The organism is Actimicrobium antarcticum, assembly GCF_039536745.1.
Taxonomy (GTDB): domain Bacteria; phylum Pseudomonadota; class Gammaproteobacteria; order Burkholderiales; family Burkholderiaceae_D; genus Actimicrobium; species Actimicrobium antarcticum.
In genome coordinates this window covers 226,047-243,293 of record NZ_BAAAZE010000010.1, presented here as the reverse complement: position 1 = coordinate 243,293, position 17,247 = coordinate 226,047, and the positions used below count along the sequence as shown (strand labels likewise).

General features: G+C 60.2%; 18 protein-coding genes. 13 read left to right on the top strand and 5 right to left on the bottom strand.

The genetic code is table 11. The features are described 5' to 3' along the window. The first annotated feature begins 92 nt into the window (after positions 1-92). A complete protein-coding gene (typA, locus tag ABD720_RS14000) occupies positions 93-1,925 on the top strand; it encodes a translational GTPase TypA (protein ID WP_344763955.1) in 1,833 nt (610 codons plus the stop codon). A 116-nt stretch (positions 1,926-2,041) separates the two neighbouring features. After that, positions 2,042-2,992, top strand: coding sequence for a DMT family transporter (locus ABD720_RS13995; RefSeq protein WP_344763954.1), 951 nt, complete (start codon positions 2,042-2,044; stop codon positions 2,990-2,992). Here ABD720_RS13995 and aptA read toward each other — a convergent pair. Beyond that, complete coding sequence (gene aptA, locus ABD720_RS13990; RefSeq protein WP_344763953.1) at positions 2,953-4,296, bottom strand: omega-aminotransferase AptA; 1,344 nt, start codon at positions 4,294-4,296, stop codon at positions 2,953-2,955. The two genes, ABD720_RS13995 and aptA, sit on opposite strands and share 40 nt — an antisense overlap. Positions 4,297-4,456: 160 nt before the next feature. Here aptA and dusA point away from each other — a divergent pair, with 160 nt between their 5' ends. The 3 genes from dusA (at position 4,457) to ABD720_RS13975 (ending at position 6,418) form a co-directional block, all read left to right on the top strand. Continuing rightward, entirely contained in the window at positions 4,457-5,479 is a 1,023-nt protein-coding gene (gene dusA / locus ABD720_RS13985) for a tRNA dihydrouridine(20/20a) synthase DusA (RefSeq protein ID WP_344763952.1), read from the top strand. Positions 5,480-5,635: 156 nt separating this feature from the next. Beyond that, complete coding sequence (locus tag ABD720_RS13980; protein ID WP_344763951.1) at positions 5,636-5,881, top strand: hypothetical protein; 246 nt, start codon at positions 5,636-5,638, stop codon at positions 5,879-5,881. A 180-nt stretch (positions 5,882-6,061) separates the two neighbouring features. Further along, on the top strand, positions 6,062-6,418 hold the full coding sequence (locus tag ABD720_RS13975) for a BON domain-containing protein (RefSeq protein ID WP_344763950.1): 357 nt from the start codon (positions 6,062-6,064) through the stop codon (positions 6,416-6,418). A 59-nt stretch (positions 6,419-6,477) separates the two neighbouring features. Here ABD720_RS13975 and ABD720_RS13970 read toward each other — a convergent pair whose 3' ends face one another. Next, the gene (locus ABD720_RS13970; RefSeq protein ID WP_344763949.1) at positions 6,478-6,615 is read right to left on the bottom strand and encodes a hypothetical protein; all 138 of its coding nucleotides are present in this window, start codon (positions 6,613-6,615) and stop codon (positions 6,478-6,480) included. A gap of 338 nt (positions 6,616-6,953) precedes the next feature. Here ABD720_RS13970 and ABD720_RS13965 point away from each other — a divergent pair, with 338 nt between their 5' ends. Further along, complete coding sequence (locus tag ABD720_RS13965) at positions 6,954-7,961, top strand: zinc-dependent alcohol dehydrogenase family protein (protein ID WP_344763948.1); 1,008 nt, start codon at positions 6,954-6,956, stop codon at positions 7,959-7,961. A 33-nt stretch (positions 7,962-7,994) separates the two neighbouring features. Here the strand turns inward: ABD720_RS13965 and ABD720_RS13960 are convergent, their stop codons facing one another. Genes ABD720_RS13960 through pgi form a run of 3 tightly spaced genes read right to left on the bottom strand, consistent with a single transcriptional unit; the run spans position 7,995 to position 12,047 of the window. Beyond that, positions 7,995-8,876, bottom strand: coding sequence for an SIS domain-containing protein (locus ABD720_RS13960; protein ID WP_344763947.1), 882 nt, complete (start codon positions 8,874-8,876; stop codon positions 7,995-7,997). Positions 8,877-8,880: 4 nt separating this feature from the next. Continuing rightward, positions 8,881-10,353: a glucose-6-phosphate dehydrogenase gene (zwf, locus tag ABD720_RS13955; protein ID WP_344763946.1), complete on the bottom strand. Its 1,473-nt coding sequence runs from the start codon at positions 10,351-10,353 to the stop codon at positions 8,881-8,883. A gap of 8 nt (positions 10,354-10,361) precedes the next feature. Further along, positions 10,362-12,047, bottom strand: a complete 1,686-nt coding sequence (gene pgi, locus ABD720_RS13950) for a glucose-6-phosphate isomerase (RefSeq protein WP_344763945.1) — start codon at positions 12,045-12,047, stop codon at positions 10,362-10,364. Positions 12,048-12,290: 243 nt separating this feature from the next. On the opposite strand from pgi, the gene edd reads away from it, so the two are divergent. From edd to ABD720_RS13915, 7 genes are all read left to right on the top strand, one after another. Continuing rightward, positions 12,291-14,144: a phosphogluconate dehydratase gene (gene edd, locus ABD720_RS13945; protein WP_344763944.1), complete on the top strand. Its 1,854-nt coding sequence runs from the start codon at positions 12,291-12,293 to the stop codon at positions 14,142-14,144. Between the two features lie 17 nt (positions 14,145-14,161). Beyond that, the gene (eda, locus tag ABD720_RS13940) at positions 14,162-14,791 is read left to right on the top strand and encodes a bifunctional 4-hydroxy-2-oxoglutarate aldolase/2-dehydro-3-deoxy-phosphogluconate aldolase (RefSeq protein WP_344763943.1); all 630 of its coding nucleotides are present in this window, start codon (positions 14,162-14,164) and stop codon (positions 14,789-14,791) included. Positions 14,792-14,987: 196 nt separating this feature from the next. Then, on the top strand, positions 14,988-15,140 hold the full coding sequence (locus ABD720_RS13935) for a DUF3309 domain-containing protein (protein ID WP_344763942.1): 153 nt from the start codon (positions 14,988-14,990) through the stop codon (positions 15,138-15,140). A gap of 80 nt (positions 15,141-15,220) precedes the next feature. Beyond that, positions 15,221-16,174, top strand: a complete 954-nt coding sequence (locus ABD720_RS13930; protein WP_344763941.1) for a DnaJ C-terminal domain-containing protein — start codon at positions 15,221-15,223, stop codon at positions 16,172-16,174. Further along, on the top strand, positions 16,171-16,503 hold the full coding sequence (locus ABD720_RS13925) for a chaperone modulator CbpM (protein WP_344763940.1): 333 nt from the start codon (positions 16,171-16,173) through the stop codon (positions 16,501-16,503). The genes ABD720_RS13930 and ABD720_RS13925 overlap by 4 nt, the downstream gene beginning before the upstream one ends. Positions 16,504-16,551: 48 nt before the next feature. Continuing rightward, complete coding sequence (locus tag ABD720_RS13920) at positions 16,552-16,752, top strand: hypothetical protein (RefSeq protein WP_344763939.1); 201 nt, start codon at positions 16,552-16,554, stop codon at positions 16,750-16,752. Positions 16,753-16,781: 29 nt separating this feature from the next. After that, positions 16,782-17,177, top strand: coding sequence for a TraR/DksA family transcriptional regulator (locus tag ABD720_RS13915; RefSeq protein WP_344763938.1), 396 nt, complete (start codon positions 16,782-16,784; stop codon positions 17,175-17,177). Positions 17,178-17,247: the final 70 nt, after the last annotated feature.

The window sequence follows — 17,247 nt, the reverse complement described above, 5'->3', positions numbered from 1 at the left end:
AAGCTCGAAGCCGGCACAAAGCAAGCACGAACCGAGCATGAACCGAGCACTACGCAAGAACGAACCACGCAAGAATTCAGCCCGAAAAGATCATGTCAAATACAAAACGCGCCATCCGTAACATCGCCATCATCGCTCACGTTGACCATGGCAAAACCACCCTCGTTGACAAGTTGCTGCGTCAGTCGGGTACCTTCCGCGATAACCAGCAAGTCGATGCACGCGTGATGGACTCCAATGACCTCGAAAAAGAACGTGGTATCACGATTCTCTCGAAAAATTGCGCCGTCGAGTATGAAGGCACGCATATCAACATCGTAGACACCCCGGGCCATGCCGACTTCGGCGGCGAAGTCGAGCGCGTCCTGTCGATGGTCGACAGCGTTTTGCTGCTCGTCGATGCACAGGAAGGTCCGATGCCGCAAACCCGCTTCGTGACTCGCAAGGCACTGGCGCTGGGCCTGAAGCCTATCGTTGTCGTCAACAAGATCGATCGTCCGGGTGCACGTCCTGAATGGGCCATCAACGCCACGTTCGAACTGTTCGACAAGCTCGGCGCGACCGAAGAGCAACTTGACTTCCCGGTTGTGTTCGCTTCGGCACTGAACGGTTATTCGAGTCTCGACTCGACCGTGCGCGATGGCGACATGAAGCCACTGTTCGACGCCATCCTGCGCCACGTTCCAGCGCGCGAAGATGACCAGGACGGTCCGCTGCAGCTGCAAATTTCTTCCCTCGATTATTCGTCGTACGTCGGCAAGATCGGCATTGGCCGTATCACCCGTGGTCGCGTGCGCGGTCTGCAAGACGTCATCATCATGGACGGTCCGGACGGTGTGCCACGCAAGGCCCGCGTCAATCAGGTCCTGAACTTCAAGGGCCTGGATCGCGTGCTGGTCGATGAAGCGGTCGCCGGCGACATCGTGCTGATCAACGGTATCGACGAACTCGGTATCGGAACCACGGTATGTGCTCCCGAGATGCCGGATGCGCTGCCGATGCTGACCGTTGACGAGCCAACATTGACCATGAACTTCATGGTCAACAACTCGCCACTGGCTGGCCGTGAAGGCAAGTTTGTCACCAGCCGTCAGTTGCGTGAGCGTCTGGACCGCGAACTGAAAGCCAACGTGGCATTGCGCGTTGCGCCTACCGACGACGATACGATTTTTGAAGTCTCGGGCCGCGGGGAATTGCACCTGACTATCCTGATCGAAAACATGCGTCGCGAAGGTTTCGAGCTGGCAGTATCGCGTCCTCGCGTGGTGTTCAAGATGGTTGATGGCGTGCGCCATGAGCCGTTTGAATTGTTGTCGGTCGATGTCGAAGAAGTCAACCAGGGCGGCGTCATGGAAGAGCTGGGTCGTCGTCGCGGCGATCTGCAAAACATGGAATCCGATGGCAAAGGCCGTGTCCGTCTTGAGTACCGTATCCCGGCCCGTGGCCTGATCGGTTTCCAGGGCGAGTTCATGACCCTGACCCGCGGTACCGGCCTGATGAGCCACATTTTTGACGAATACGCACCGGTCGATAACACCCGTGGCGAAATGGCTTCCCGTCGTAACGGCGTGCTGGTGTCGCAGGATGATGGCGCTGCCGTTGCTTACGCGCTCTGGAAACTGCAGGATCGCGGCCGCATGTTCGTGGTGCACAACGATCCAGTGTACGAAGGCATGATCATCGGTATTCACTCACGTGACAACGATCTGGTCGTCAATCCGATCAAGGGCAAGCAATTGACCAACGTGCGTTCGTCGGGTACCGATGAAGCGGTGCGTCTGGTTCCGCCAATCCAGATGTCGCTGGAATATGCGGTTGAATTCATTGACGATGACGAGCTGGTCGAAATCACGCCTAAGAGCATTCGCCTGCGCAAGCGTTATCTGAAAGAAGCGGATCGCAAGAAAGCATCGCGCGACGCGTAATTTGCGTTGATCACGGGGAGGGTCTATCCACCCCCGGCCGTTATCTTGAAACCCGCCGGGTTCTCGCTGCCGTCACTGTCAGCCTGAAGTCGGCGGGTTTTTTCATGGAGTTGTCCATGTCACGATTTGTCTCCCATCAACGCGCTGTCGTGCTGATGATTATTGCTGCCATCCTCTGGAGCAGTGCTGGCGTGATGACACGCCAGCTGGAGTCCGCACGCGGATTCGAGGTGACGTTCTGGCGCAGCCTGTTTGCGGCCGTGTTTGTCACCGCGACGCTGATGTGGCAAAAGCGCGGCAAGGCGCTGGCCAGCGTGCAGGCGCTCGGATGGACCGGCACGGTCTCGGGTGCGATGTGGGCGGTCATGTTTTGCTGCTTCATGATTGCGCTGACCATGACGACGGTCGCCAATACGCTGATCGTGTTGAGCATTGCGCCGCTGCTGACAGCGTTTCTGGCGTGGATATTCCTCAAGCAGGTGATCGTTCCGCGTACCTGGCTTGCCATTGCCGTGGCATGCGCCGGCATCGTCTGGATGTTTGCACAAGGCATGTCGCAGCTTGGCGGTCCGCAGTTACTGGGCATGGGCATTGCACTCGGTGCGCCGCTGGCGTCCTCAGTGAACGTTATTGTCTTGAAAAAGGCGGGTGCCCGGATCGATCTGATCCCGTCGGTGCTGGTTGGTGCCCTGTTGTCGGCACTCGCCATGTTGCCGTTTTGCTGGCCATTGCAGGTCTCGGCGCATGATGTCGCGATCCTGATTGCGCTGGGTTTTTTTCAGCTTGGCTTGCCCTGCATGCTGGTGGTCACCGCATCGCGATCGTTGTCGGCACCGGAAATCTCGCTGCTGGCATTGATTGAAGTGTTGCTTGGGCCGGTCTGGGCCTGGCTAGGCGCGGGTGAAGTACCGCCGGCCGAAACGCTGGCAGGCGGCACGCTGGTGCTCGCCGCCCTGGTTTTCAACGAGCTGGTCGCGATGCGCCGGCCCGTTTCTGGTGCTATTGCGCCGGCGCCGGATTCAGCGCCTCAGGCCATCGCCTCTTCGACATCCGGCACGGTTTTCTGAGTCTTCAGGATGTCGCCGATCGCACCGAACAACTGGTCGATCTGTGACTTCTCGATGATCAGCGGTGGTGACAACGCAATGATGTCACCGGTCGTACGAATCAGCACGCCTTTTTCCCAGAAGGCTTTCAGGAACACATCGAAAGCGCGCATGCCCGGTTTGCCGGGAACACCGTCGAGTTCGATGCCGCACACCAGTCCGAGGTTGCGGATGTCCTTGACGTAAGGCAGCCCGCGCAAGCTGTGTGCCGCCTGTTCGAAATACGGTGCCATGGCGGCAGCGCGCTCGAACAGGTGTTCGCTCTTGTAGACATCGATGGTGGCGACCGCAGCAGCGGAGGCCAGCGGGTGACCGGTGTAGGTGTAGCCATGGAAGAACTCGATCGTGTTCTCGGGCGCCATGCTCATGAAGGTGTCATGGATATCCTGTCGCACGATGGCCGCACCCATCGGTACGGTGGCGTTCGTCAGCCCCTTGGCGCAAACGATCATGTCCGGCACGACACCGAAATAGTCGGCGCCGAAGGGCGTGCCGAGTCGCCCGAAACCGGTGATGACTTCATCGAAGATCAGCAGGATGCCGTACTTGTCGCAGATGGCGCGGATCTTTTGCAGATAGCCTTTGGGTGGCAGGATCACGCCGGTCGATCCCTGCAGCGGTTCGACGATCACGGCGGCCACGGTGGCCGGGTCGTGCAATGCCAGCAAGCGCTGTTCGAGTTCATCGGCCATCTCGGCACCGTGTTCCGGCAAGCCTTTCGAAAACGCATTTTTGGCGATGTTCAGCGGATGGCGCAAATGGTCGACGCCGGGCAGGGCCGGACCGAAGTGCTTGCGGTTACCGGCAATCCCGCCGACCGCAATCCCGCCAAAACCCACACCGTGATAGGCCCTTTCCCGGCCGATCAGACGATGCCGCATGCCATCGCCACGTACCCGGTGGTAGGCCAGCGCAATCTTCAGCGCCGAGTCGACGGCTTCCGAACCATCATTGCAAAAGAACACCCGGTTCAAGCCTTCGGGCGCCAGCGAGACCAGCGCGCTGGCGGCCTCGAAGGCTTGCGGATGGCCCATCTGGAACACCGGCGCAAAGTCCATTTTGCCGGCCTGGTGGCGGATCGCTTCGGTGATTTTGGGATGGCAGTGGCCGGCGTTGCTGCACCATAAACCCGCCGTGCCGTCCAGAATCTGGCGGCCGTCGTCGGTGGTGTAATGCATGCCGGAGGCGGCGACCAGCATCCGTGGTTTTGATTTGAACTGGCGGTTGGCAGTAAACGGCATCCAGAAATGATCGGTATTGAGCATGGCAGCAGGTCCGTGGGTGATGAGGTAATTCCCGATGTTAAACCCTTTGCCGGGCACCGGCGCCGTTTTCTGGGGTGAAGGCGATGCTGTGCTGATACCACAGAGGCGCTCCCGTATAATCGCGCCGGTCTCGACACGCTTTGCGGAATTTCCAATACGAATGAATCCCTCACCAAAAAACAAGCTTGCGCCAGGTGCGCGCCGCATTTCGATTGCACCCATGATGGACTGGACGGATCGCCACTGTCGGGTCTTTCACAGAGCAATTTCCCGGCATAGCTGGCTCTACACGGAGATGGTGACCACCGGCGCGCTGGTCCATGGCGATGTTGCGCGTCACCTTGATTTCAGTGACGAAGAACATCCGGTCGCATTGCAACTCGGCGGCAGCGATCCTGCCGATCTGGCGCACAGCGCACGCCTCGGTCAGCAATGGGGCTACGATGAAATCAACCTCAATTGCGGTTGCCCTTCCGAGCGGGTTCAGAAGGGTGCATTCGGCGCTTGCCTGATGGCCGAGCCGCAGTTGGTCGCCGATTGCGTCAAGGCGATGCGTGATGCGGTGTCCATCGACGTCACGGTCAAGCATCGCATCGGTATCGACAAGAACGAATCGTACGAATTCATGCGCGACTTTGTCGGCACGGTGGCCGATGCCGGCTGCACGACCTTCATCGTGCATGCCCGCAATGCGATCCTGAAAGGGCTCAGCCCCAAGGAGAATCGCGAGATACCGCCACTGCGCTACGACGCGGTCTATCAGCTCAAGCGCGAATTTCCGGAGCTCGAAATCATCATCAACGGTGGCATCAAGACCGAAGCCGAGATTGACCTGCATCTGCAGCATGTCGATGGTGTCATGCTGGGTCGTGAGGCGTATCACAACCCGTATCTGATGGCCGGCTTCGATGCGCGCTACTACGACGAGGCTGGCGATCCGCGGTCCCGGGCAGAGGTGCTGGAGGCGATGCTGCCGTACATCCGTAGCCAGCTGCTGAGCGTCAGAGCCGGCGACACCAAAGGCGGCCTGCGCCTCAACAGCATCACCCGGCACATGCTCGGATTGATGGCCGGATTGCCCGGTGCGCGCCACTTTCGCCAGACGCTGTCGGACTCGAAACGACTGGCGCTCGGTGACCCCGCATTGTTGCTGGCAGCGATGGATGGAATGACGATGCGTTGATGGGACGCGTGGATAGTGCGTGAACCAGGCCAGCGCGGGTAGCGTGCTTGTGCAAGATCAATGGACGGCAGGTGGTTCGCGATAATCTGGGCGCAGGCTTAGAACTTGTCGACAACTGACCGCATTGCCTCTGGTCTTTACACTCAAGGAGCACTAATGAAAGTCTCATCACTCACACCCACATTCGTTTTGACGGCCGCGATTGTGACCGCGTTGCTGGGCGGTTGCGATCGCCGCTCGGCCGACATGCCTGGCGCTGCGCCAGCACCGGGCATGACCGGTGGTGCCGGAGCGAACCCGTCGTCAAGTTCAATGGCACCGGCGCCGGCACCTGCATCATCTTCTTTGTCCACAGCGCCACCGCCACCCGAGACGGGTGCACCCGCAACGACCGGCAAATAACGTCCGGTCAGAACACGGTCCGCCACACAGGTCTGGCTTGTGAAGCGGCTTGGCGTTTTCCACATCGGGTGTCGCGGTTAGCCTGGTAACAAGACAGGCGACTACACAGGCGACTACACAGGCAACTACACAGGCAACAAGCCAGACACCCGCTATTTTTCATCGCTCAAAGGAGAGCCAATGACTACGATATCGGGTGTGTCGAAAAGCGCGCTGGTGGTGGTGTTTGTCGCGGCGATACTGTCGGGGTGTAACCGGCAATCGGACACGGCAACGACGCCGTCTTCCGGTGGCACGGTCGCGGGTTCCTCGGTGGTGGCGGCAGTTGATGACAGCATCATCACCACCAAGATCAAGACCGCGTTGCTCGCAGATCCCATCGTCAAGGGGACCGAAGTCAAGGTCGCGACTACGGGCGGTGCCGTCGCACTGAGCGGCGCGGTCGAGACACAGGCACAGATCGATCAGGCCAAAAAAGTCGCCGAGGCGGTCGCTGGTGTGAAGAGTGTTTCCAGTAACCTGACGTTGAAAAAATAACGGCGCTGCATCATTGGGCGAGCCTAGCGTGAGGCTTGTCGAGGCATCGCAAACTGCGCCTAACCCTGAGCGGATTCGTCGCATCCGATTCGATCGGCTACCCGGTGCACCAGTGCCGCCAGCAACCGCAATTCGGCGGAGTCGGGGCGAGGTAACGCAGCAGGCGTGTCGCTGGCCGAGATCGGGCGGCGGGTCATTGCCGCCACATTGGTGGGTTGTGGCGGTGCAAAAAACGTGCCCTTGCCACGCCCGGTATCAGCCTGAAGATCGTCTGCAACTGGCTCGCAGGGCGTGATGCGACAGCCTGCAAGGACGCCTGCGGGCCCGAGTGGCCATGCCCGGAAGTTCCTGCCAGCGCGCTGTCAAACAGGGTGGTGAAAACAACGGCTGCACAAAGCTGTTAAGGTGAAATCAGAAGTTGAAAACATGCTCGTTCAAAAAACCGACTCAAATAACACAAACGACTGACGCGGATCACTGTCGACGCATACTGTTCAGCTGCTTTATCTTTCACTCTTCTCAGGAAAACCTCCCTATGAAATCTATTATTCTCCGTTCGCCAGGTGGTCTGCACAATCTGATCGCCATTGACCAAGACGCGCCAGCGGCTCCGGCAGCAGGGCAGATCAGCGTGCGCATCCACGCCAGCTCCCTGAATTACCATGATTACAGCGTCGTCAGCACCGATGGCTGGCCAGTTGATGGCCGTATCCCGATGTCGGACGGCGCTGGTGTGGTCGAGGCAGTGGGCAGCGGTGTCACCGAGTTCGTGCCGGGCGACCATGTGGTGTCCTGTTTCTTTCCGGGCTGGCTTAACGGCAAGCCAACCAGCGGTAATTTTTCGACCGTGCCGGGCGATGGCATCGACGGTTACGCGCGCGAGATGGTGACCTGCGACGTCACCAGTTTTACGCATGCGCCGAAAGGCCACAGCCACGCCGAAGCCGCCACGCTGACCACAGCCGGATTGACCGCATGGCGGGCGCTGGTGGTCGAAGGCAACGTCAAAGCGGGCGACACCGTACTGGTGATGGGGACGGGCGGCGTATCGATCTTCGCCTTGCAGTTCGCCAAGTTCATGGGCGCGACAGTGATCATCACGTCGTCCTCGGATGAAAAACTGGCGCGTGCGCGCACGATGGGCGCCGACCACACGATCAATTACAAGACCCACAAGGACTGGGGTGTGCAGGTACGCAATCTGACCGGCGGGCTGGGTGTGGATCACGTGATCGAGGTCGGTGGTCCGGGTACCTTGCCGCAATCGATCGAGGCGGTCCGGGTGGGCGGCAACATCATGCTCATCGGCGTATTGACCGGTTACGCCGGTGACGTGCCGACCGCTGCGCTGATGATCAAGCAAGTATGTTTGCAGGGTTTGATCGTCGGCAATCGCCAGCAACAGATCGACATGGTCCGCGCGATTGATGCGACCGGTTTTCATCCGGTGATCGATCGCACGTTCGGTTTATCCGAGATCGCCGATGCGTTCCGCTATCAGGCCAGTGGTGCGCACTTCGGCAAGATCTGCCTGGAGTTTTAACCGGCGTCGGGGTGGCGAGCCACCTCAAGCGCGCTAGTTTTCTTCGTCAAGCTGGTGCGGCGTACGCAAAAAAGAATCGAACTGCATGTCCATTTTTTGCAGGGCTTTTTGCGCATGCTGCATTTGCCTGCGACATTCCGGCCCGCGTCGCAGTGCTAGGCCGACGGCCAGGATGTCGATCACGACCAGGTGCGCCAGCCGTGCCGAAATCGGCGTATACGGGTCCGTATGAAAATGCAGATCGATCGGCACCAGCACGGTCGCCAGCTCGGCCAGCGGTGTGCCACTGGGCGACAGCGCAATCACTGCGGCGCCACCCTTGCGTGCCAGCTGAACACTGCGCAGCAACGCCACGCTATTGCCGCGCTGCGAGATCGCCACCACCACATCGCCTTTTTTCAGCAACGACGCAGCAATGCTGTGGATGTGCGGATCGGAGTACGCCACTGCCGGCACGCCAGACCGAAAAAACTTATGCTGCGCATCGGTCGCGACGATGCCCGACGAACCCTGTCCATAGAACTCGATCTTGCGCGCAGGCGCCAGCAAATCCAGCGCACGCTCGATCGCTGCCGGGTCCAGCGTGTTGCGTAAATCGAGCAGGGCGTTGATCGAGCGGCTGCAGATTTTTGCCACCAGATCGGTGGCCAGGTCGTTCGGTGTCAGGGTTTCATTCACGCCGGGCAGCGCTACGGCAAGCGCCTGCGCCAGCTTCAATTTGAATTCCTGCCAGCCGCCATAACCGAGTGTGCGGCAAAATCGCACCACGGTTGGCTCGGAGACCTGGGCACTCTTTGCCAGCGCCGTAATGTTGCCTGCGACCGCCAGGGTCGGATCGCGCAGCACCGCTTGCGCGACCTTGCGTTCCGATTTGGACAGCGAATCGAGCTGGGTGCGGAGAGCGTCGAGCAGCATGGTCTTACATCTCCGGCAAGGTTTCTTCGCGCCACTGCAAGCCATCGCGCCCGATCAGGGCGCTGGCGGCGGCCGGACCCCAGGTGCCGGCGGTGTACGGGAAAGGATCGCTTTCTTCCTGATCCCAATGATCCAGAATCGGCTCGACCCATTCCCACGCCGCTTCCAGTTCATCGCTGCGCATGAACAGCGTCAGCTGTCCGCGCAAGACATCGAGCAACAGGCGTTCGTAGGCATCCATGCGGGGCGACTTGAAGGTCTCGTGAAAATCCATTTCCAGATCGACCGGCTTGAGACGCATGCTGTCGCCCGGCGTCTTGGCCATCAGGTTCAGGTGCAGGCCTTCGTCGGGTTGCAGCCGGATCACCAGACTGTTGGGCAGAAAACTGCCGGTCGATTGCGCGAAGATCGAATGCGGAATCGACTTGAAGCGCACCACGATCTCGGCCAGCTGGTCGGCCATGCGTTTGCCGGTACGCAAATAGAACGGCACGCCAGCCCAGCGCCAGGTATCGATTTCGGCGCGCACGGCGACGAAGGTTTCGGTTCTGGATTCCGGATTGGCACCGGGTTCCTTGCGATAACCGGGCACCGCCACGCCATTCACATGACCGGCACGATACTGGCCGCGCACGACGTTTTGCGAGAGCGTGGCCGGGGTGAATTTTTTGAGCGAACGCAGCACTTTGAGCTTCTCGTCGCGCACCGCATCCGGTGTGATCATGGTCGGCGGCTCCATGGCGACGATGCAGAGCAATTGCAGCAAATGATTCTGCAGCATGTCGCGCAGTGCGCCGGAGGTGTCGTAGTAACCAGTCCGGTTGCCGACCCCGAGTTCCTCGGCGATCGTGATCTGCACATCCGAAATCCACTCGCGCCGCCAGAGCGGTTCAAACAGCACATTGCCAAAGCGCAGCGCCAGCAGGTTTTGTACCGCTTCCTTGCCGAGGTAATGATCGATCCGGAAAATCTGCGATTCGGCAAACACGCTGCCGACATCGGCAATGATTTGCCGTGCACTTTTCAGGTCGCGCCCGAGGGGTTTTTCCAGCACCACGCGCGAGTTCGGTGTCGCCAGCTGGCAGGCCGCCAGGTTCAGGCAGATCGTCGCGAACAAGGTCGGTGGCGTGGCCAGGTAATACACCCGTGTCAGCGCCGGATCATCGCGCATGGCCGTGGCCAGGGCGGTGTAACTGGCCGGATCGGTGGCGTCCAGTGCGACATAGTGGATGCGCTGGCAAAAGCGCTGCCAGACCGCCGCATCCAGTGCGGTGTCGGCGATGTGGGGTTTGGAGGTCGTGTTCACCGATGCGAGGAATGCCTCGGTAGTGCAGTCGTGCCGGCCAACGCAAATGATGCGCGCCGACGCAGGCAAGTCCTTGGCCCGGTCTCGGGCATACATGGCCGGCAGCAGTTTGCGCATCGCCAGGTCGCCGCTGCCGCCAAATAAAACCAGATCGAAGTCATTCAGAGTCATGGTGGCTGTCAGTCTGCAGAGGGTGAATCGGGGGCGATGGACGGGGTCGCCATTTGTGCCGCGCGCGCCAGCGCAATCAAGGCTGTCGTTGAGCTGTCATGCTGCTGCGGGGCAGACTTGCCGCTCAATTCCCGGGCGATGGCCTGGGCCAGTACTTTGCCCAGTTCGACACCCCATTGATCAAAACTGTTGACGCCCCAGATCACACCTTGCACGAACACTTTATGTTCGTACAGCGCAATCAGTGCGCCGAGGTTGGCGGGCGTCAGCGCGTCCATCAGCAGCGTATTGCTGGGCCGGTTACCGGGGAAGGTCTTGTGTGGCACCAATGCCTCGGTCGCTGCCGCATCCAGTCCCTGTGCCTGCAGGTCGGCGCGGACTTCCACGGCGGTTTTGCCGCGCATGAAGGCTTCGGATTGCGCAAAGCAATTGGCCAGCAGCACCGCATGATGGCCCGGTAGGGTGTGGCTGGCGTTGAGGACGGCAATGAAATCCATCGGGATCAGATCGCTGCCCTGATGCAGTAACTGGAAATACGCATGCTGGCCATTGGTACCGGTGTCGCCCCAGATTACCGGCCCGCTTGCTGCCGATAATGGCTGGCCGGATGCGGTGACGCGCTTGCCATTGCTTTCCATGTCCAGTTGTTGCAGGTAGCCGGCGAACAGCGCCAGGTCCTGGTGGTATGGCGCGACCGAAACCGAACTGGCACCATGAAAATTGCGGTACCAGATACCGATCATCGCCAGCAGCACCGGCATGTTCTGTTCCAGCGGCGCAGTCCGAAAATGCTGATCCATCCGGTGCGCACCATCCAGAAATTCGCGGAAGGCCGCAAATCCTACCAGCACGGCAACCGACAAACCGATCGCCGACCAGATCGAATAGCGTCCGCCGACCCAGTCCCAGAACGGGAACATATTGGCTGCATCGATACCAAACCCGGTGACCGCCGGCAAATTGGTCGAGACCGCGACGAAGTGCCGGGCCAGATCGGCCTCGGTGCCGGATTGCAAAAACCAGCTGCGCGCCGAATGCGCGTTCATCATGGTTTCGGTGGTGGTGAAGGTTTTCGAGGCAATGATGAACAGGGTGGTGGCCGGGTTCACTTTTGCCAGCACGGCCGCCAGATCGTGGCCGTCGACGTTCGAGACAAAGTGGCAGCTCAGTCGCGCATGTGCCTGCGCACGCAGCGCCTGGCACACCATCTTTGGTCCCAGATAGGAGCCGCCGATACCGATATTGACGATGTCGGTGATGGCCTGGCCGTCGCGCCCGACCCAGTTGCCAGAACGGATTTGTTCGCTGAAGCCGTGCATCTGATCGAGTACCGCGTGGACGTCGGCGGTAATATCCTGACCATCGACGCACAATGCGGTTGAACGCGGCGCGCGCAGCGCGGTATGCAATACGGCACGTTGCTCGGTGAGGTTGATCTTTTCGCCGGCAAACATCGCATCGCGCCTGGCCTCGACCTGCTGTTCACGCGCCAGTGCCATGAGCAGGTCCAGCGTAGTCTGGTTCAGGCGGTTTTTGGAGTAGTCGAGCATCAACCCGGCGGCGTGCAGCGAGTAGCGGCTGTAGCGGTCTGGCTCGCTGGCGAATTGCGTTCGCATCGCGGCGTCGCCAACGGCGTCGAAATGCGTTTGCAACTGGCGGAACGTCGGGCTGTCGGCTAGGCGTTTTTTGGTCATGAAGAATCGCATTCAGGAGATCAAGTTGGTTTTTACTATACCTCAATTAAAAGTAATTTCATTACAAAAAATGGCTGGCTTTCTTCTTGAATCGATCCTTAAAACAACGATGAAAAAAAGGATATCCCCAGAAAAGGACATTTGTTCAATGAATTCGTCGAAAAGTAGTTTCTGAATTGCCAATCAGCGCAACAAGCAGTTTGTAGTAAAATTACGGCTTAGTCTTCAAGCAAAGGAACAATCATGTCATTGCATCCTGTCCTGTCTTCCGTCACCGATCGCATCATCGAACGCAGTCGCCCATGGCGCAGCGCCTATCTCGCACGCATGGCCTCGGCTTTGCAGCAGGGGGTGCAGCGCAATGCTCTCTCGTGTACCAACCTCGCGCATGGCTTTGCGGCCTTTCCGGCAAACGACAAACTGGCGCTGCGCCAGGCACGCGTGCCGTCGGTGGCGATCATTTCTTCCTACAACGACATGCTGTCGGCCCACCAGCCGTTCGAGCGTTTTCCGCAATTAATCAAGGACGCTGCCCGTGCCGCCGGCGGCGTGGCGCAGTTTGCCGGCGGCGTGCCGGCGATGTGCGATGGCGTGACGCAGGGCCAGCCGGGCATGGAGCTGTCGCTGTTTTCACGCGATGCGATTGCGATGTCGACCGCGATTGCGCTGTCGCACAACATGTTCGATGCCGCTGTCTATCTGGGCGTGTGCGACAAGATCGTACCGGGCCTGTTAATCGGCGCGCTGCACTTCGGTCATTTGCCGGCCGTGTTCATCCCTGCCGGACCGATGACCAGCGGCATGTCGAATTCCGAAAAAGCCAGGGTACGGCAGCTCTACGCCCAGGGAAAAATCGGCCGTGCCGAATTGCTCGAAGCCGAATCGCAGTCGTATCACGGTGCCGGCACCTGCACGTTTTATGGCACCGCCAACAGCAACCAGATGCTGATGGAAGTCATGGGTCTGCATTTGCCGGGCGCTGCCTTCATCACGCCCGGCACGCCATTGCGCGATGCACTCACCGCCGCCGCTGCGCAACGTGCGGTGCACATCGCCACGCACACGCCTGACTACACGCCGGTCGGTCGGCTAGTTGATGAAAAATCCATTGTCAATGCCATCATCGCGCTGCTCGCTACCGGCGGTTCGACCAACCACACCCTGCATCTGGTGGCCATCGCCAAGGCCGCCGGCATCGTGATCGACTGGGATGACTTCAGCGCGCTGTCGGCGGTGATTCCGCTGCTGACCAGGATTTATCCGAATGGCGACGCTGACGTGAACCATTTCCATGCTGCCGGTGGCACCGGTTTCGTGATCCGCGAATTGCTCGATGCCGGTTTGCTGCACGACGATGTCACCACCATCCTCGGCAAGAGCTTGCGCGCGCATTGCAGCGAACCGTTCCTGCAGGACGGCGCGCTGGTCTGGCAACCGTCACCGGCACTGAGCGCCGATACCAATGTCGTGCGCGGTGCCGCCGAGCCGTTTTCGGCCGACGGTGGTTTGCGTTTGCTGTCGGGCAATCTCGGCCGTGCGGTGATCAAGGTCTCGGCGGTCAAACCGGCCTACCGTCGCGTCGAAGCACCGGCCATCGTGTTCGATTCGCAAGAGGCATTTTTGCAGGCGTACAAGGCGGATGAACTGAATCGGGATTTTGTGGTGGTAGTGCGGTTTCAGGGACCGCGTGCCAATGGCATGCCGGAACTGCATTCGCTGACGCCGGCGCTGGCCAATCTGCAGGACGCCGGGTTCCATGTCGCGCTGGTGACTGACGGCCGCATGTCGGGTGCCTCGGGCAAAGTGCCGGCAGCCATCCATGTCTCGCCGGAAGTGCTGGCCGGCGGCGCGCTGGGCCGGGTACGCACGGGCGACATGATGTTGCTCGATGCCGACGCCGGCATCCTGCAGGCGCTGGTGCCCGATGCCGAGTGGGCTGCCCGCAGCCAGGCCACCGCTGACTTGCGCAGCAATCAGGTCGGCATGGGACGCGACCTGTTTGCCATGTTCCGCGCCACCGTCAGCGCCGCCGAGGAGGGCGCGACGACCTTTGATTTGCCACCCGTTTTGCCTACCGTCGAGAAAGTCACCGTATGAATCTGCTGCCACAACCCATGCCCGATCTGCTCCACATCATGCGTGCCTCGCCGGTCATCCCGGTGATCGCGATTGACGACCTCGATCAGGCCGTGCCGCTGGCCAGGGCGCTGGTCGCCGGTGGCATCCGTGTTCTCGAAGTCACGCTGCGCACCGTCCACGGACTGGCAGCCATCCGTGCCATTGCGGAACAGGTGCCCGATGCCATCCTCGGCGTTGGCACGTTGACGCTGCCCGAAGAATTTGCGGCGGCGCGCGACGCCGGTGCCGTGTTTGGTGTCTCGCCCGGGTTGACTGCGGCGCTGATTGCGGCGGCCCGATCCAGCGGTCTGCCGCTGCTGCCGGGCGTGATGACGCCGTCCGAAGTGATGGCGGCGCGGGAGGCCGGGTTCAGACAACTGAAGCTGTTTCCGGCGGTGCCGGCCGGCGGCGTTGGCATGCTCAATGCGATTGCCGGACCGCTAGCCGATGTCATGTTTTGTCCGACCGGCGGCATCTCGCTGCACACCGCGCCGCAGTTTCTGGCTTGCAGGAACGTGGCGTGTGTCGGCGGCTCGTGGCTGACGCCGAAAGATGCCTTGGCGGCGGGGGATTGGGCGCGGATCACGGCGCTGGCGAGCGAGGCGAGCGCATTGCGGGTGGGTTGACGGGAACTGCCTCCCTGCACCGACCCCATGCGGTGACTGCCTTCGCTGGCTCCTGAGTGAGACTGCACAGCCAAAGTTGCAAAACTGACCAACTTGGTGTGCCAGCGCACGGAACTTTCGGGTGTAGATGCGTACTCTGACGAGGTACCAAATTCATCAGAGAAATCTGTCACTCGTTCCATTTTCTGGAGTTCTCATGGGCACCATCCTGCTCGTCATTCTTATTCTGGTCGTCATCGGCGCACTCCCTTCGTGGCCGCACAGCCGTAGCTGGGGATATGGTCCAAGCGGCATCACCGGGCTTATAGTGATTGTCCTGATTATCATGCTGCTCACAGGAAGACTGTAAGCAGCCACCGACCGTATGCTGCGGCGCAAGTGCCGCGTCACACGGTCGGTGCATAGTCCAACCTTTGGGATGAGATTTCGATGAAGTACAAAGATTATTATCAGGCGCTGGGGGTAGAGCGCACCGCTTCCCTCGACGATATCAAGAAGGCCTATCGCAAGCTGGCGCACAAGTACCATCCCGACGTCTCCAAAGATCCCGGCGGCGAAGAAAAATTCAAGGTGGTGGCGGAGGCCTATGCCACGCTCAAGGACACTGAAAAAAGGGCTGCCTACGACCAACTGGGACAGCGTCCGGCCGGCGAAAATTTCGCTCCGCCGCCCGAGTGGCAACAGCAGTACGGCGCTGGCGCAGACCGCTTTGATGATGTCGATCTCTCGGACCTGATGGGAGCCTTTCGCTCGGGCGCGCGCGGCCAGGGCGGAGGTCGTTTTCGTGGCGCCTTTCCCGAGGACGGCGAGGATTACTCCGTAGTCGTACCCGTCACCCTTGAAAAAATTTACAGCGGCGGTGAAACCGATGTCGCCGTCGATCTGCCCAGGTATGACGAGCACGGCTTGCCGCATCGGGTCGCACGCACCTTCCGCGTGACGATTCCGAAAGGCGCGACCGACGGCCAGCGCATGCGCCTCGCTGGCAAAGGCGGAACCGGACGGCACGGTGGCAAGGATGGCGATCTGTATGTGGTGTTGTCGCTTATTGCGCATCCGGTGTTCCGGATCAACGGACGTGACCTGGTGCTCGATTTGCAGCTGGCACCATGGGAAGCAGTACTCGGCACGGCCGTCAAGATACCGACCCTGGGTGGCCAGGTAGAACTCAATATCAAGGCCGGGACCACGTCGGGTCAGCGCTTGCGACTGGGCGGTCGTGGTCTGCCGGCGGCGGGGAGTTCACCAGCGGGCAATCTGTATGCCGTCGTGCGCATCGTTGTGCCCAAGTCCGTCAGCCCGGAAGAAAAAACGCTGTACGAACAACTCGCTGCGGCATCGAACTTCGATCCGCGCAAACTCGTTGAAAAGGGAGCGTCATGAAGCTGACCATTTCCGATGCCGTCTGGCTCGATGACGACGGCACATGTACCGCGGCCCATTTGGCGGCGGTATCCGGTTTGTCGTCCGACGAACTTGGCGAACTGATCGATATCGGTCTCGTCAATCCGGTCGATCCTGATGTAACACCGCTGGCATTTCGATTGAGCCATATCGTCACGGTTATCGAAGCGCGCCGCCTGCGTGACGATTTTGAACTCGACCGCAACGGCATGGCGCTGGCGCTGACGCTGCTGCGCCGAATCGACGAGTTGCAAGTTGAACTAGGCGCATTACGTGCGCTGCAGAATCCGGCACAACCAGCGACGTAGTCACACACGGTGCGATGCAAACACCCACCACGACAAGGAGCCTCATTCATGAACAACAAACCTGCACCAGCCGGGCATCCAGCGTCGCCGGCCAAGAAAAAACCAGGCGAATCGCCTGACGTAATCTCTCACGAGCAACCTGACGAAGATGCGCTGGACGAGGCATTGGAAGAGAGTTTTCCGGCCAGTGACCCGATCTCCGTCGATATAACGAGAGTGGAAGCGCCGCCTGCAAAGAAGCGCTCCTGACCAATCCATCCATTTTTTCGGAGTACCTGATGACCAAGCTTACCGTCGCACATATTCACGATATCACCGCATCATTGCAGCAACGCCGCCAGGAGTTACTGGCGATCGCCGGACCGCACTTGCACCGCTCCGAGGATGCTTCCAGTCTGGTGCTGTCCAATCCGTCGGAAGACGGGGAGGGCTCCGTTGCCGCCGATGTCCTCAATGACACCGATATCGCCCAGCTTGGCCTTGAGCTGGCCGAGCTCGGCGAGATCGATGCAGCACTCGTGCGCGTTGACGCCGGTACTTTCGGCATCTGCACTGCTTGCGGCGAGCCGATCCCGGAGGCACGCCTGCGTGCCATGCCGGCAGCAAGGTTCTGCATCGCTTGCCAGGAGAGTAGCGAGAAAGTACTCGGCTTTCCACATAACGTGTCGCTCTGACGTTCCGGGCCATCCAGCCCCCAGCCCCAGAGGCGATTCGCCATCCGTTCAACATCACGCAAGGAGTCAT